General features: G+C 61.3%; 14 protein-coding genes. 9 read left to right on the forward strand and 5 right to left on the reverse strand.

The genetic code is table 11. From position 1 onward, the window contains the following. Positions 1–2,062: autotransporter outer membrane beta-barrel domain-containing protein (locus VFG26_RS00440; RefSeq protein WP_325021088.1), on the forward strand; the 2,062-nt coding region annotated here is incomplete at its 5' end. A gap of 11 nt (positions 2,063–2,073) precedes the next feature. Here the strand turns inward: VFG26_RS00440 and VFG26_RS00445 are convergent. Then, a complete protein-coding gene (locus tag VFG26_RS00445) occupies positions 2,074–2,568 on the reverse strand; it encodes an invasion associated locus B family protein (protein ID WP_325021090.1) in 495 nt (164 codons plus the stop codon). Between the two features lie 283 nt (positions 2,569–2,851). Beyond that, positions 2,852–3,100, reverse strand: coding sequence for a hypothetical protein (locus tag VFG26_RS00450; protein WP_325021092.1), 249 nt, complete (start codon positions 3,098–3,100; stop codon positions 2,852–2,854). A 484-nt stretch (positions 3,101–3,584) separates the two neighbouring features. Between VFG26_RS00450 and VFG26_RS00455 the strand changes: the two genes are divergently transcribed. The 6 genes from VFG26_RS00455 (at position 3,585) to VFG26_RS00480 (ending at position 11,194) form a co-directional block, all read left to right on the forward strand. Then, positions 3,585–4,712, forward strand: coding sequence for an NAD(P)/FAD-dependent oxidoreductase (locus VFG26_RS00455; RefSeq protein ID WP_414653246.1), 1,128 nt, complete (start codon positions 3,585–3,587; stop codon positions 4,710–4,712). Positions 4,713–4,971: 259 nt separating this feature from the next. Further along, a complete protein-coding gene (locus VFG26_RS00460) occupies positions 4,972–6,048 on the forward strand; it encodes an ABC transporter ATP-binding protein (RefSeq protein WP_325021096.1) in 1,077 nt (358 codons plus the stop codon). Positions 6,049–6,078: 30 nt separating this feature from the next. Then, a complete protein-coding gene (locus tag VFG26_RS00465; protein ID WP_325021098.1) occupies positions 6,079–7,242 on the forward strand; it encodes a spermidine/putrescine ABC transporter substrate-binding protein in 1,164 nt (387 codons plus the stop codon). 99 nt (positions 7,243–7,341) lie between these two features. Then, positions 7,342–8,208 carry an ABC transporter permease gene (locus VFG26_RS00470; RefSeq protein ID WP_325021100.1) on the forward strand — a complete coding sequence of 289 codons (867 nt, stop codon included), beginning with the start codon at positions 7,342–7,344 and terminating at the stop codon, positions 8,206–8,208. Further along, positions 8,208–9,041, forward strand: a complete 834-nt coding sequence (locus tag VFG26_RS00475) for an ABC transporter permease (protein ID WP_325021103.1) — start codon at positions 8,208–8,210, stop codon at positions 9,039–9,041. Before VFG26_RS00470 ends, VFG26_RS00475 begins: the two co-directional genes overlap by 1 nt. Positions 9,042–9,259: 218 nt before the next feature. Next, the gene (locus VFG26_RS00480) at positions 9,260–11,194 is read left to right on the forward strand and encodes a DEAD/DEAH box helicase (protein WP_325021105.1); all 1,935 of its coding nucleotides are present in this window, start codon (positions 9,260–9,262) and stop codon (positions 11,192–11,194) included. 107 nt (positions 11,195–11,301) lie between these two features. On the opposite strand, the gene gdhA is transcribed toward VFG26_RS00480, so the two are convergent. Beyond that, positions 11,302–12,645, reverse strand: coding sequence for an NADP-specific glutamate dehydrogenase (gdhA, locus tag VFG26_RS00485; RefSeq protein WP_325021107.1), 1,344 nt, complete (start codon positions 12,643–12,645; stop codon positions 11,302–11,304). Positions 12,646–12,939: 294 nt separating this feature from the next. Between gdhA and VFG26_RS00490 the strand changes: the two genes are divergently transcribed. Next, positions 12,940–13,296 (forward strand): excalibur calcium-binding domain-containing protein, encoded by a 357-nt coding sequence (locus VFG26_RS00490; RefSeq protein WP_325021108.1) that lies wholly within the window; start codon positions 12,940–12,942, stop codon positions 13,294–13,296. Positions 13,297–13,485: 189 nt separating this feature from the next. Here the strand turns inward: VFG26_RS00490 and VFG26_RS00495 are convergent, their stop codons facing one another. Further along, positions 13,486–13,686, reverse strand: coding sequence for a hypothetical protein (locus VFG26_RS00495; RefSeq protein ID WP_325021111.1), 201 nt, complete (start codon positions 13,684–13,686; stop codon positions 13,486–13,488). 89 nt (positions 13,687–13,775) lie between these two features. Between VFG26_RS00495 and VFG26_RS00500 the strand changes: the two genes are divergently transcribed. Continuing rightward, the gene (locus tag VFG26_RS00500; protein ID WP_325021113.1) at positions 13,776–14,084 is read left to right on the forward strand and encodes a hypothetical protein; all 309 of its coding nucleotides are present in this window, start codon (positions 13,776–13,778) and stop codon (positions 14,082–14,084) included. Between the two features lie 7 nt (positions 14,085–14,091). Here VFG26_RS00500 and VFG26_RS00505 read toward each other — a convergent pair whose 3' ends face one another. After that, positions 14,092–14,463 carry a hypothetical protein gene (locus tag VFG26_RS00505; protein ID WP_325021115.1) on the reverse strand — a complete coding sequence of 124 codons (372 nt, stop codon included), beginning with the start codon at positions 14,461–14,463 and terminating at the stop codon, positions 14,092–14,094. Positions 14,464–14,708 lie beyond the last annotated feature (245 nt).

A 14,708-nucleotide genomic window follows, 5' to 3' on the forward strand; every position in this document is an offset into this window, starting at 1 on the left:
CGATATCACGTCTACGGGTTCCTTCGCTATTTTGGCGTGGACGGGCGGCGCTGGTACGATCGACGTGACGAGCGCAGGCGATATTCAAGCCTATGGCCCAGCCATTTTTGCTTGGGCCCGCGACGGTGACCTGACGATCGATAGCACCGGTAATGTCACGTCCGATTCAAATGCCGGCATTCGCGCAGAAAGTTCAGGTTCCGGTGACATCACGGTGACCAGCGCCGGCAATCTCCAAGCCAAGACATCAGGGATCTACGCCCGCGCCGAGGGCGCGATTACGATCGAAAGCACGGGCGATGTGATATCGGGCCGAGATGGCATCTTCGCCGCGTATGGCGCAACGATCGACGTCAAGCTTTTGGGTGGGACGGTGCACGGCGTCCAGGACGGCGTTGAGTTTGCAGACGGCGGGACCAACACGCTGACCAATTACGCCGCGTTGTCGGGCGGCGCGCTTGCGGTGCGCGGTAGCTCGGGCGACGAGACGGTTCATAACCACGGCACGATCTCCGGCAACATCAATCTCGGAACCGGCCTAAATTCGTTTTTCAACGAGACGGGCGGCGTCTTCCGCGCAGGACAAAGCGTCGACCTCGGCGCCGGCAACACTCTGACGAACCGTGGCGCATTATCGCCCGGCGGCGCGGGTTCGATCGAGACCACGGTGATCACCGGCAATCTCGTCCAAACGGCCGCCGGCATCTTCGTCGTCGACATCGACGATGCAGGACAGGGCGCCGATCGCGTCAGCGTTACCGGCACAGCAGACTTTGCGGGCTTCGTGCGCACCAACTTCATGAGCATCGAGAACGACGCCGGGTCCGTTCTGATTGCCGATGCGGACGCACTCACCAGCACCGCAACTGTCGAAAAGATCCGCGGACTTGAATTCTCACTCGATGTGCTGGGCGAGGGCAGAGAGCTTTGGCTCAACTGGCGGATCTCGCAAATCCTCGAACTCATCTCTGGTCCGATGACGCCGAACCAGGAGGCGACCGCGATTTATCTCACCGCGCTGCAGAGCGCGGGGCCGGACGCTGCACTTAGGGCGTTGCTCGGCGCGTTGCGGGGATTGCCCAACGAGGCAGAGCTCCTCGCGGCGATCGATCGTCTGCACGGCGAGCACTACCTGAGCCAAGTTCACGGCACGGTGCACTCGAACCTGTTGTTCCTCAGCAGCGCGATGAGCTGCCCGACGGTGGACGGCGGCATTGGTCCCGTGACGGAAGGCGAGTGTTATTGGGCCAAGGTCGGCGCGCGGCGGTCGGATTGGGACCGCACCTGGACCAACATTGGCGGCCGCGAGGATGTGGCGAGTGTGTCGGGCGGCCTGCAGGTGGCCATTTCGGAGCACTGGCGGCTCGGCTTTGCTGCTTCCTACGAGAGCACCGACGCATCGACCAACAATGCTGCGTCGTCTGAGGGTGAGCGTGTGCAGGGCGCGGCGCTTCTCAAGACGCACTGGGGGCAGACGACGTTTGCTGGCGCGGCGTTCGGCGGTCACGGCTGGTTCGACACGACGCGGAGGATCGGGCTTGCCGGTATCGCTACGGCCGAGGGCGATCATGAGATCGCATTCGGCGGCGTGCATGCGCGCTTTGCTCATGTTCTGTCGAGCGGCAGCAGCTGGTATCTGCGGCCGATGATCGATCTCAACGCCACCTACCTCGATTTCGGCGGTTTTACCGAGACTGCCGGCGGCGCAGCGGCGCTTTCGGTGAGCGATAACAGCGACTGGGTTCTTTCGGCGAGCCCCGCGATCGAGATCGGTGCGGAATGGCGGCGTGCCGACGGGCTGCTTGTGCGGCCCTTCGCACGGGTCGGCGTCACTTTCTTCGACGATGCCACCTTCGCGCTGACGTCGAGCTTTGTAGGCGCGCCTGAAAGCGTTGCACCTTTCACCGTGCGATCAGAGTTCGATCAGACATATCTCGATATTGGCGCGGGACTGGATGTGCTCGGGCTCGGCGGCATCGACATCAAGCTCAATTACGACGGCCGCTTCTCTGATAAATCCGAGAGCCACGCGGCGGGCATCAAGGCGGGCGTGAGGTTCTAGGATCCGCGTATTCAGAGCTTCTTGGCGGCCTCGTCGAGGCCTTTGAGCGTGACGGGAACTGTGACCTTCTTCTTGTTGAGGTCCTGGAAGGTGACCGCTAGGCTCGCGCCTTTGAGAAGCGAAGCGAATTTCGCCGGCGGCATCGAAGACGCCGCGTAGCAGCCCTGAGCGTCGCAGGTCTGGATGTCGAGTGTCTCACCGGCGGCGCCGTCCACCGTCGTTGTGACGCCAGCAGGATTGAAGATCCCGTGCGGCAGATGGAACAGCAGCGCCATCGCACCGCTGTCATCGGCGCGACGCACCGATATCTGGAGCAGGCGCTGGCGGGTCTTGGCCACAATGATCGTCTGCATGGCTTTGCACGCCATGCCTTCGCCGCTGTCCGCGCACGTCACCGTCCAGCCGGGTGCTTTCTGATTGACATTCGCGCCGGATTGCTCTGGCGCAGCCTTCGCTGCGCCTGGGGTTCCCGCGGCTTTGTTTTGCGCTCGTGCAGGTTCGATCAATAAGATGGGCGCCGCGAAAAGGGCCAAGGCCAAGGATCCCCGCCCGAGCCAAGAAATGGGTTTCAATGTTACGTGGCCCTCATGGTGCTCCCGGCGTCTAACCGGCTTTATGCTGTGTCGGAAGCGATTATACGGCGGGACGGCCGCGTGTCCAAAGATTGTCTCGAAATGGCTGCGCCGAATGCCAGTAGACAGCCAGCGCAGGTCCGCGTTGGCGTTGTTCTAGAAGGTTGACGTGGAGGACGTTTGTTTAGATGCGCCGGCTGATCCGCTGAAACAGCGATTACTTTGGGAGTATGCTGAGCGGTATCACGGCTGCCGCGCCGGGCTCTGATTGAGCAGCGTTCGCGATACACCAATCTATATCTTCTTCCGTCAAATCAAAGAGAGCAACGATCCGCCGTTCGCTTTCTGGCCGGATCATGATGGATTTTTCGCCATCGATCTTACCCCGGTATTCCAGCGGAGTGGCATCCCACGCCGATTGAATGCGACGGCTGCGAAGCAAAGCATTTTCCGATCGCTCGCCCATATCTGCTCCATTCGACGGGGCGCATGGTTCCACGAGATATTGTAGGCAGCAAAAAGAAAGTCTGTACAGGGAAGAAATGCGCAAGCGGAGGTGGGCGGACCTGTAGAAGGGCTTTGCGATTGCGGGTGAACTTGAATCCATTCCAAACGCCACGCGGACGACAACGCCTAGGATGTGGGGATACCCCCCCCCGCTTTATTAACGAAGGTGCGACTCTTTCGTACGGTGGAGAGATCGCCGAGGCTTCGGCGCGATTAGGCGACGCGCTTTCCACTCATCTTGTTGGAGAGGACCTAGCCGTTATGCGTCACAGGGGGCGTCAGCCGCTAGACGGCAATTCGCGTGGTTGCCGCGCGCGATGGAAACGTATTGAAGCAGGCATCTCCTCGACAACCGAACGAAGACAAATTGCGCAGCAGGGTCCGTGAGCACTAGAGCATTCGATCGTTATGACGCAATCATCCTTGGCGCCGGCGCGGCAGGGATGATGTGCGCCCTTACAGCGGGCCAGCGCGGCCGCAAAGTTCTTCTGATCGATCATGCCGGCGAGCCGGGAAAAAAGATTCTGATCTCCGGCGGGGGGCGCTGCAATTTCACCAATCGTGAAACTCCGGCCGAGCGGTATCTGTCGGCCAACACCCACTTCGCCAAGTCGGCGCTGCGGCGCTATCGCCCAGACGACTTCATCGCGATGGTGGATCGGCATCACATCTCGTGGCACGAAAAGAAGCTCGGGCAACTTTTCTGCGACGGGTCGGCCAGGCAGATCGTTGCCATGCTCCTTGATGAGTGCGCCAAAGGGCAGGTCGAGCTGAAGCTTGGACAGAGCGTCCGCGACGTTGAGCACGCCGATGGGGTCTATCGCGTCAGCTTCGGGGATGAGACCGCCGCTGCGCCCGCATTGGTGATCGCAACGGGCGGCCTCTCGATCCCGAAAATGGGTGCAACCGGGTTCGCTTACGATCTTGCCCACAAGTTCGGCCTCACGGTTGTTGCGCCCCGGCCGGCGCTCGTGCCGCTGACGCTGGGGAAAGAGGACACGCTGTTCCAATCCTTGTCGGGTGTCTCGGCCGATGTCGTTACGCGATGCGGCGGCGTCGCATTTCGCGAGGCAGCACTCTTCACCCACAAGGGATTGTCGGGGCCGGCGGTCCTGCAGATTTCTTCGTACTGGACGCCCGGCGAGGAGATCGCGATCGACTTTTTACCGCAGCTCGGATCGTCGTGGCTCATCGAGGCAAAGCGCAGCCATCCTCGTTCCGCGCTGCGTTCCGTGCTAGCGCAGGCGTTGCCCGCGCGTCTGGCGGAAGCTTTGGCTGAGCGCATAGGGCTTGCCGGTGAACTCGCAAATGCGCCCAACCGAGCGCTTGAAGAGATTCAGCGGCGGCTTGCCAGTTGGCGCTTTCGCCCAACCGGCACGGAAGGCTACGCCAAAGCCGAAGTCACGGCCGGCGGGATCAGTACCGGCGAACTCTCTTCGCAGACCATGCAAGCGCGGAATGTGAGTGGCCTTTTCGCCATCGGCGAAGCTGTCGATGTGACCGGCTGGCTTGGCGGCTACAATTTCCAATGGGCTTGGGCCAGCGGCTGGGTGGCCGGTCAAGCTCTGTAGGCTGTTCGAGCCCGCGATGCCTTTGCCAGCGGCCTAAGGACCAGTTGGTTTTCGAGCAGGGGCGACTGGCATTTGCGCCACCTTTATCCGCACGCCTGAACAGCGGGCACATTGATGAATGGTTCGCCCGTTGAGGCGCTGGCGGAAAATTGCAGTTGCGATAATCGGGGTGCTTTGCTTTATCTGTGAGGAAACAAGGTTGACTGCAAAGATCGCACACGGCGCTACTGGGGCTTAAGAAACCGACCGGGAATCCTGTTTGCAAAATGACATCGAGTTCCGTTCGGTCACCAAGAGCTATGGTGCCGTGACGGCGGTTTCGGACGTCGATCTGCAAGTACCGAAGGGAGCCTTTCTCGCGCTTCTCGGTCCTTCGGGCTGTGGGAAAACGACGTGCCTCAGGATGATCGGAGGCTTCGAGCAGCCGACCTCCGGCACGGTGTTGATCAGCGGACGGGAGATGAACGGCATTGCGCCGTACCACCGTCCGGTCAACATGGTGTTTCAGCATTACGCGCTGTTTCCGCACCTCAATGTCGAGCAGAATGTTGCCTACGGCTTGAGGCAGATGCGCCCGCGCCTCGCGGCTTCCGAAATTGCAAGCAAAGTGGCGGGGGCCTTGGAGATGGTGCGCCTCGGCGGCTTCGCCCAACGGCGCGTTCATGAGCTTTCCGGCGGGCAGCAGCAGCGGGTTGCGCTGGCGCGCGCAATCGTCAACAAGCCCGCCGTTCTCTTGCTCGACGAACCCATGGCAGCGCTCGACAGAAAGCTGCGCACCGCCATGCAGATCGAGCTGCAGACGCTGCAGCGTGAACTCGGCATCACCTTCGTTCTGGTCACGCACGACCAGGAGGAAGCGTTGTCGATGGCGGACGCCGTCTGTGTGATGAACGCGGGCCGCATCAGTCAGCTCGGCACGCCGCAGCAGGTCTACGATCATCCTGCCGATCTGTTCGTGGCGGACTTCGTTGGCAAAACCAATCGTGTCGCCGCGCGTCTCGAAGCCGACGGCAAGACTTTGCGGCTCGCCGACGGTTCGGCAATCGACGTCGGCGCACGGCCGGGCCTCGTGAACGGCGACGCGATCCTCGCCATTCGTCCTGAAGCCATGCGCATCGATCTCCATGGCAAGCCAGGCGCCACGGGCTTTCATGGCACGGTGACGAACCGGATATTTCTCGGCTCTGCTGCGGAGTATTCGGTCGCCGTCCCGGGGCTTGGTGATTTTCTGATTACAGCAGACCGCCGCACCTTGCGCGAAGGCGAATTGGCCGAGCCGGGACAGGCGGTCTTTCTCGGCTTCGATCCCACTGCCGCTCATCTTTTTCCGGTTTAAAGCGCCGCCTGACCAAAGGGGAAACACGCCATGACCAAGAAGCACAGGGAAAATCTGCCGATCTCGCCTGACGACTTCATGCACGAGTTCATGCGCTTCAAGCGTGGCTCGGTGACCCGGCGTCACTTTCTGGGCATCACGGGGCTCGGCGTGGCGACAGCGGTGATGTCGCGCATTCCGGGGGCGTTCTCCTCGAGCGCTTATGCGGCTGGCGAACTCGGCACGCAGATGTCGATTGCCACTTGGCCGAACTATCACGACCCGGCGACGTTCGAAAACTTCAAGGCCGCAACTGGCGTCGCGGTCGAGGTCAATGTCTTCGGCTCGAATGAAGAGATGTTGGCCAAGCTGCAAGCCGGTGCGACGGGCTGGTCGCTTTTCGTGCCGACCAACTACACCATTTCGACCTATCACAAGCTCGGGCTCATCGACGAACTGGACATCTCGAAGCTGCCCAACTTCAGTGCTGCTAGCGAAAATCCGCGCTTCACCAAGGAAGGGCAGATCGACGGCAAAACCTATGCGTTGCCGAAGAACTGGGGCACGACCGGGTTCGCAGTCAACACATCCAAGATCAAGACGACGATGAAGACCTGGAAGGACTTCTTCGAGGTTGCTCAGACCGAAGCCAATAACCGTGCCATGGTGCACGATTATCAGCTGACGACGATCGGCAGCGCGCTGGTCGCGCTGGGCTATGGCTTCAATTCGATCAAGCCGGACGAACTCGCCAAGGCGGAAGAGCTGCTCATCAAGGTCAAACCGCATCTCTTCGCGATCAACAGCGACTACCAGCCGGCGATGCGCGCGACCGATGCCTGGATGACCATGTGCTGGACGAACGATGGCGCGCAGCTCAATCGCGACGTGCCGGCCATCGATTACATTCTCGGGACCGATGGCGGTGAGATCTGGACCGATTACTACGCCATTCCGAAAGATGCTCCGAACAAAGCGGCAGGCTATGCGCTGCTCAACTATCTGATGGATCCGCAGAACGCGGTGAAGGAGCATATCGCCAACGGCGCGCCGACCACCGACAATCGCGTGATCTCGCTGCTGCCGAAGGAGATCGTGTCGAACAAGATCGTCTATCCGGATGAAGCCGCTTTGACGCCGCTCGAATTCGGTGCGGCGGTGACGCTGACGGATCCCGCTCGGGCCGAATTGATGGCGCGGTTCAAGTCTGCCTGAGGACGTAGCAGCGCCTTTGAGGGATAGGTCCGGTTCTCGCTATTCTCGCGGGAGCCGGCCAGCCTCAGTTCAAGCACTGTCACGAGAGCACTTATAAAGATGGCACTTTCGGCCGAGAACAAGCGACGATTGGTGACTGCGGCCCTGGTCGGGCCCGCCGCGGTATGGCTGTTTACATTTCTCGTGCTGCCTTTCGCGGCCGTCGTCATCTTTGCATTCGGCGAACGTGCGCCGGAGGGCGGATATCAAGCGGCCTTCACGTTCGCGCAGTTTGCAAATCTTGGCGCGCGCTCGGCAGCATTCGTCAACACGCTGACGCTCGCTCCGCTTGGCGCGCTGACATGTCTGCTGATCGCCTATCCGGTCGCCTATTATCTCGCGATCAAAGCCGATCCGAAATACCGGATGCTGCTTATTTCCCTGATCGTCATACCGTTCTGGACGAGCATGCTCGTGCGCACCTACGCCTGGATGTATTTGCTGGGCGCGCGCGGTATTCCGCATCTCTTTGAACTGGTCGGCATCGATGATGTGCGGTTGCTGAACACGCCGGGCGCGGTCCTGCTCGGCATCGTCTATGGCTATCTGCCGCTGATGATCCTGCCGATCTACGTCAGCCTTGAAAAGCTCGACCGGCGTTTGCTGGATGCTTCGGCCGCTCTTGGCGCCAAGCCGATCTCGACTTTCTTCGGCGTCACGCTGCCGCTATCGCTTCCGGGCGTCATGACCGGCCTGTCGCTCGTCACGATCCTGCTGCTTGGCGAATATCTGATCCCGCAGCTTCTCGGCGGCGGCAAGGTTTTCTTCATCGGCAATGCTTTGGTCGATTTGTTTCTGCAATCGCGGAATTGGCCCTTCGGCTCGGCAATTGCGGTGACGCTGGTCGTGGTGGTCGTCGCCGTGCTTCTCGTTGCCATGCGCATTGCGTGGCGCGTCTCCGGCACCCGGCAGGTGGATCTGATCTGATGCGTGCGTTCGTCTTCGCCCTCTATCTTTTTCTATACGCGCCGATCGCACTCGTGGTGCTTTTCTCTTTCAACTCCGGGCGCAATGCGAGCGAGCTCGTTGGTTTCTCGGCGCAGTGGTATGGCCGGGCGCTCTCCAATCCCTTTCTAATGGATGCGCTTTGGACCAGCCTCATCGTCGCCTTTACCAGCGCCAGTCTTGCCGCGATCTTCGGCACCATGGCTGCGATGGGCCTGGAGCGCCTTGGGCCGCGGACGAGAGCTGTGTTCGATGGGCTTCTGTCGGCGGCTATCGTCGTACCAGGCGTTGTGATCGGCATCGCGACGCTGGTGGCGCTCGTGCAGCTGTTCGGGCTGTTGAACCCCGCGATTGCCGCCATTTGGCCGGGCAGCGATCCGCCGAAGTTTGGCCTTGGCTACGGTTCGATCATCGCCGCGCATGGGCTGTTCACCATGGCTCTGGTGACAATGATCGTGAGGGCACGCTTGGCAAGCCTCGGCCGGGACATTGTGGACGCATCGAGTGACCTCTATGCGACCCCGTTCACCACGTTCCGGGAAATCGTGCTGCCGCAGATTTTCCCGTCGATTGCCGCAGGGTTCCTGCTCGCCTTCACGTTCTCCTTCGATGATTTCATTATCGCCTTCTTCGTGGCGGGGTCCAAAACCACGCTGCCGATTTATGTCTTCGCCTCGATCCGGCGCGGCATCACGCCCGAGATCAATGCGATTGCCACTATCGTTCTCGTTGCCTCGCTCGTTCTCATCGTCATCGCCCGGGTCCTGACGCGTGAGAAGAAGGTCAAGGCTGGAGAAATGGGCGCGACAGCCTGAGGCGGGGCGGGGAGGACAGGCCTGAGCCGCCGGTTCTGCACCACCGCCGCCGTGGCAGCTTCCGTTCCTCGGCCCGGCCTACATGAGAAGCGCGCCAACCTGCCAGCTGGCGGAAACGCCCAATACCGGCTAGGCAACCTCGATCACGATATTTTTGGCGACGCTCGCCTGACACTCGAATAGAGCCCGGCGGCTTCCATCATTTGAAAAGACCCATCATGACCTTCCCGTCGGTTCATCCCGCGCTCGGGCGCGCCATCGTTGCGCGCGGCTACTCGGCGCCGACCGCTGTACAACTCGCGGTTCTCGACCCCAGCATGGCGGGGCGTGACTTGCTCGTCTCTGCCCAGACCGGCTCCGGCAAAACGGTAGCCTTCGGTCTCGCCATGGCGCCGACGCTGCTTGGAGACGCGGAGCGTTTCGCCCAGGCAGCCGAGCCGCTGGCCTTGATCATTGCGCCCACGCGCGAGCTTGCGATGCAGGTGCAGCGGGAGCTCGACTGGCTCTATGCCGATACCGGAGCCAAGATCGTTACCTGCGTCGGCGGCATGGACGCGCGCGCGGAAGCCCGTCAGCTCGGCTTCGGGGCTCATATCGTGGTCGGCACGCCCGGGCGCCTGCGGGACCATTTGGAACGCCGCCGGCTCGACCTCACGAAGCTCGCAGCTGTCGTGCTCGACGAAGCCGACGAGATGCTGGACCTCGGCTTCCGCGAGGATCTCGAGTTCATTCTCGATGCGACTCCGGAAGGCCGCCAGACGCTGCTGTTCTCCGCCACCATGCCGCGCGAGATCGAAGCGCTGGCGCGGCGCTACCAGCGCGAGGCCGTCCGCATCGAAACGGCAAAGCGCAACGAGCAGCACGCCGACATCGAGTATCGCGCCATTCGCGTCGTGCCGGGCGACGTCGAAAACGCCATCGTCAACGTGCTCCGGTTTCATGATGCCAGCGCCGCGATCGTATTCTGCTCGACGCGTGAAGCGGTGAAGCGGACGCACGCGCGCCTGTCGGAGCGCGGCTTCTCCGCCGAGGCGCTATCGGGAGAGTTGACGCAGAACGAGCGCACGCATGCTCTGCAGGCGCTGCGCGATGGGCGCGCTCGTGTTCTCGTTGCGACCGACGTGGCCGCGCGCGGGCTCGACTTGCCGGCGCTCACGCTCGTCATTCACGCCGATCTGCCCAACGATGCCGAGACGCTGCTTCACCGTTCGGGCCGCACGGGCCGGGCCGGCAAGAAGGGGCTCTGCGTATTGATCGTTCCATTCAACCGGCGGCGCAAGGCCGAAGCCTTGCTGGCAGGCGCTAAGCTCAAGGTTACATGGGGCGCTGCACCGACGGTCGAGGAGATCCGCGCGCGCGATCAGGAACGCTTCCTCGCCAGTTCCATCTTCACCGACCCCGCGACGGAGGAGGACCTGAAGCTTGCGCAATCGCTTCAGGCGAGCCGTACGGCGGACGAGATTGCCCTTGCTCTGGTCCGCATCCATCGCGCCCAGCTTCCGGCGCCGGAAGACCTGACCGAGGATACCGGTCCGCCGCCACGTCGCGATGATCGTACCCGCGCGTCCCGAGACCAGGCGGGCACGCGGGGGCCGGACAGCCGCTCGCCGCGCGCCGTTCGCGATCACGGCCGCGAGATGGTGTGGTTCCGTGTCGATATCGGGCGTGAGCGTAATGCCGAACCGCGCTGGCTGCTGCCTCTGCTCTGCCGCGCGGGCAATGTGACGAAGTCCGAGATCGGGTCCATCAAGATCTTCGATCGCGATACGCGCTTCCAGGTCGCCGCTGAAGTCGCAGACACGTTTGCGGATGCCGCGCGTTCCATGAAGCCCAATGAGGGGCGGATCTCGCGCATCGGCGCGTCCATGGGAGATGATGCCGGCCAGCGAGAGTCTTCGCCTTGGAAGCGCAAAGATCATGAGGCTAACGACGCGAGTTCGTCAGACGCGCCGGGGGAATCCCGCGGCAAGGCACCATGGCGGGATCGAAACAAAGAGAAGTTCCGCGCCAATCCGCATCGCAAGCGTGACGGAGCGCGCGCTCATTCCAACGGCGCTGAACCACAAACCGGTTCGCCGAAGTTCACTGGTGCGAACAAGCCCGGCTCGAAGCCTTTTCATAAGAAGAAGCAGCGCTCCGGGGCGAAGCCTTAAGTTTGAAGGCAGGGCAGGCGGGCCAGCCGCGCTGAACCGCCGGGCGGCGAGTTTCCTCGCCACTCGTGGATGTTGAAGACGCTTGCGCAAAGTTCGAGCGCGTTCGTTTAGATCACACCAAGCGCGCGTACGGCTTCGGCGACGCGCGTGAAGCCCGCGATGTTGGCACCGAGCACATAGTTGCCGGGCGCGCCGTACTCATCCGCCGTCCGCGCGCACCTGTCGTGGATGCCGTGCATGATTTCTCTGAGACGCGCTTCCGTCGTCTCGAAGCTCCATGAATCCCGCGATGCATTCTGCTGCATCTCGAGCGCGCTGGTTGCGACGCCACCGGCATTCGCAGCCTTGCCCGGCCCGAACAGCACGTTGGCATCGAGGAACGCGCGGACCGCCTCGGGCGTGCAGGGCATGTTGGCGCCTTCGCCGATTGCGATCATGCCGTTCTTGATCAGCGTCTTCGCATCCTGGCCGGTGAGTTCGTTCTGCGTGGCGGACGGCATGGCGATATCTACGGGCACATCCCAGACGCGGCCGTTGGGAATGTAGATCGCGTCTGAGCCGCGGAGCTTCGCATAGTCGGCAATGCGGCCGCGGCGGCGTTCTTTGACTTCCTTCAGCGTTTCGAGATCGATGCCCTTCTCTTCGACGACATAGCCGTTCGAGTCGGAGCACGCGATCACGCGCCCGCCGAGGGCGGCGACCTTCTGCATCGTGTAGATGGCGACATTGCCGGAGCCGGATACGGAGACCCGCTTGCCGTCGAAGCTTTGATTGCGCGTGCGCAGCATGTAATCGACGAAATAGACGGCGCCGAAGCCTGTCGCTTCCGTGCGGACGCGCGAGCCGCCCCAGACGAGGCCCTTGCCGGTGAGGACGCCCGACTCGTAGCGGTTGGTGATGCGCTTATATTGTCCGAACATGTAGCCCAGTTCGCGCTGGCCAACGCCGATGTCGCCAGCGGGGACGTCGGTATGCTCGCCGATGTGGCGTGCAAGCTCCGTCATGAAGGACTGGCAGAAGCGCATGATCTCGTTGTCCGAGCGGCCTTTCGGGTCGAAGTCGGATCCGCCTTTGCCGCCGCCGATCGGCATGCCGGTCAAGGCGTTCTTGAACGTCTGCTCGAAGCCGAGAAACTTGATGGTGCCGAGCATGACGCTCGGATGGAAGCGTAAGCCGCCCTTGAAGGGGCCGAGTGCTGAATTGAACTGCACGCGGAAGCCACGGTTGATCTGCACGCGATTTTTGTCGTCGACCCAGGGGACGCGGAAGATAATCTGGCGCTCGGGCTCGCAGAGGCGTTCGATCAGTGCGCCATCGGCATATTCGGGATGCTTGGCGACGACGGCGCCGAGGCTATCCAGCACCTCGCGCACGGCCTGATGAAATTCACTCTCCCCCGGATTGCGCCGCAGGACTTCTGCATAGATTGGTTCGAGCTTTTCATCGAGCATGGGAATTCCCTTCCAGTGCGCGCGGCTGTTCGCGAGGCGCGCAGCGCGTTTTTTGGTTGTTCTCTTTCTGGGAGACGCGGTGCAGTTGTTTTTGCTGCATAATTGTGCAGGCGTGGTTCGAGTGCCACAGCGTGGCGGGGAGTACAAGCCCTCGGAATACGCAAATTGCCGCTGTTTCGGGCAGGGTAGACGGGGCACCGGGTGGTGGCCGAATGGACCGGGCAGGCCGGCTTAACGTGGTGCTTACAATCCGATCGGTACGCTTTTGCCGCGCGTTAAACATCGGGCGGTGCCATGACGTTGGACGATCATCATCGCGAGGGACGAGAAGCTGCCTGGAGGGGAAACCGGAGGTCGCTCGGTCTCGAGGCCGATGGAAAAGCCGGTGGCCTGCGAGTTCGTCTCAGGCGTGCGGTTCGTCCGCTCTGGCCATGGCTCCTCCTGGGGTGTGTGGGCGGCAGCCTTCTCGCAATTGCCTCGGCATCTCCATGGCCGCTTGACGTCACGGTTCGACATTTCCTCGCGTCATCAAACTGCAAGACAGCGCGAGCGGTTGGCTTAGCCCCCGCCGTGCGAGGCGAGCCCGGCTATTGGCCTCGCAACGATGCTGACGATGATGGCATTGCGTGCGAGCCTTGGCCCAGGCCGTAGCCGTCCATTGCGTGCTTACTCGCGTCTGGCAACGCAAAACTCCGTAGGCGGAGGTTTTTTCGAAAATTGCGTGGAAAGCGCGTGACGGCGATCGGGTTTTCGCGAATACTCGGCCGTGTTCATTGATGTGATTTCTACGCCGTTCCGGCGACGATGTTTTGCCTGAGCTCATTTAATTCACGGGACATTTCATTCAATAGTTGTTTCGAGGAGTGGGTTCCTATGCCCGATGATGAAAATTGGATGCCTGTTTTCGCGCTTATTGCCCGCCGACAAACGAGACATGCCGCGCATCCCGATTTCAAAGGCACGTTGCCGCCCGACGAGTCCGAAGACGTTTTGCAGCGGATCGGCACGGCTCACATTGAAGGGGGCGGTTATTTCATTCAATTGACGGCGCTGCCGCTCAATGGGCAGCTGCTCGTGCGTCCGCCCCGTTCAGAGGATCAACGCGAGTTTCTGTTGACGGAGCGGAACCCATGATCATTCAGCATTATCGCTTTCTGTGGCGGCATGCGGGGCGCGGCTTCACGTACATCGTCAACTGGCCGATCATTCGGCGTGACTCGTACGTTGTGGTCACTGTCGCTGAGGCAAGGATCAGCGCGGCTGTTCCTGACCGCTTCGTCGGGCGCGCGATACCAATTCTCGCTGGGAACGTGACGCCCCAAGACGGGCGGTTGCAGTTCGTCGCCTGGTGGGAGCACGACTACGGGGATTTTCCGTATTTGGATATCTGGACCGATATCACAGTGTTTGATCCGGCGGATCCGGCGGGGACTGGGTGAGCTTGTCTCAGGTTTTATTGATCGAAGACGTTGCCACCTCGCAGCTGTATTTGAACTCCCACTGGGGGTTCACAAGAAGGTAGCCATCCATGATTTTGCAGTTGCGGCCCGTCTGCTTGAGATATGCTAGCGCCGCCTCTTCGAAGATTGGTTTCGGTGATGCCGTCGCTGTTGGATTTAGCAGGAGCCCACCTGTAAATCCTTGAGCCGCGGCGGATGCAAGGCTTGACGTTATCATCATCCGGTTTTCGGTTGGCTTATCGAAGACGCGGAACGTATCGTATTGCGTGGAGACCTGTTGGACTGGAACGCCGTTATAGGCTTGAGTGATGTAACTGAAGCTCGCACATCCGCTCGTGGCAACGCCTGCTGTTGCCATAGTGAGGAACAACCGCCAGCCCGATATTCTCATCCGACACCGCATGTGTTGCCCAGCCGATTCTGACGACAGTCATTCTGGGTACGGATGATTCAATGTCGATAGGAACGATTGATTCGCGCGGGGATATGCACATCTGTAGGGAAGAACAGATCCCACAGAGCAGATTGCAGGACCAATCGTGGCGGCTTCTGATTCGTTGGGGCCAAAGGTCGTGATTCGGTTGCCGAGTTTGCGCGGTTTGC

Source organism: Hyphomicrobium sp. (assembly GCF_035687085.1).
Taxonomy (GTDB): Bacteria; Pseudomonadota; Alphaproteobacteria; order Rhizobiales; family Hyphomicrobiaceae; genus Hyphomicrobium_B.

Excerpts from the sequence above, each read along its gene's own strand:
- VFG26_RS00465 (WP_325021098.1), top strand. The coding sequence starts at position 6,079 with ATGACCAAGAAGCACAGGGAAAATCTGCCGATCTCGCCTGACGACTTC.
- VFG26_RS00480 (WP_325021105.1), top strand. The coding sequence starts at position 9,260 with ATGACCTTCCCGTCGGTTCATCCCGCGCTCGGGCGCGCCATCGTTGCG.
- VFG26_RS00505 (WP_325021115.1), bottom strand. The coding sequence starts at position 14,463 with ATGGCAACAGCAGGCGTTGCCACGAGCGGATGTGCGAGCTTCAGTTAC.
- VFG26_RS00450 (WP_325021092.1), bottom strand. The coding sequence starts at position 3,100 with ATGGGCGAGCGATCGGAAAATGCTTTGCTTCGCAGCCGTCGCATTCAA.
- VFG26_RS00455 (WP_414653246.1), top strand. The coding sequence starts at position 3,585 with ATGATGTGCGCCCTTACAGCGGGCCAGCGCGGCCGCAAAGTTCTTCTG.
- gdhA (WP_325021107.1), bottom strand. The coding sequence starts at position 12,645 with ATGCTCGATGAAAAGCTCGAACCAATCTATGCAGAAGTCCTGCGGCGC.
- VFG26_RS00500 (WP_325021113.1), top strand. The coding sequence starts at position 13,776 with ATGATCATTCAGCATTATCGCTTTCTGTGGCGGCATGCGGGGCGCGGC.
- VFG26_RS00490 (WP_325021108.1), top strand. The coding sequence starts at position 12,940 with ATGACGTTGGACGATCATCATCGCGAGGGACGAGAAGCTGCCTGGAGG.
- VFG26_RS00475 (WP_325021103.1), top strand. The coding sequence starts at position 8,208 with ATGCGTGCGTTCGTCTTCGCCCTCTATCTTTTTCTATACGCGCCGATC.
- VFG26_RS00470 (WP_325021100.1), top strand. The coding sequence starts at position 7,342 with ATGGCACTTTCGGCCGAGAACAAGCGACGATTGGTGACTGCGGCCCTG.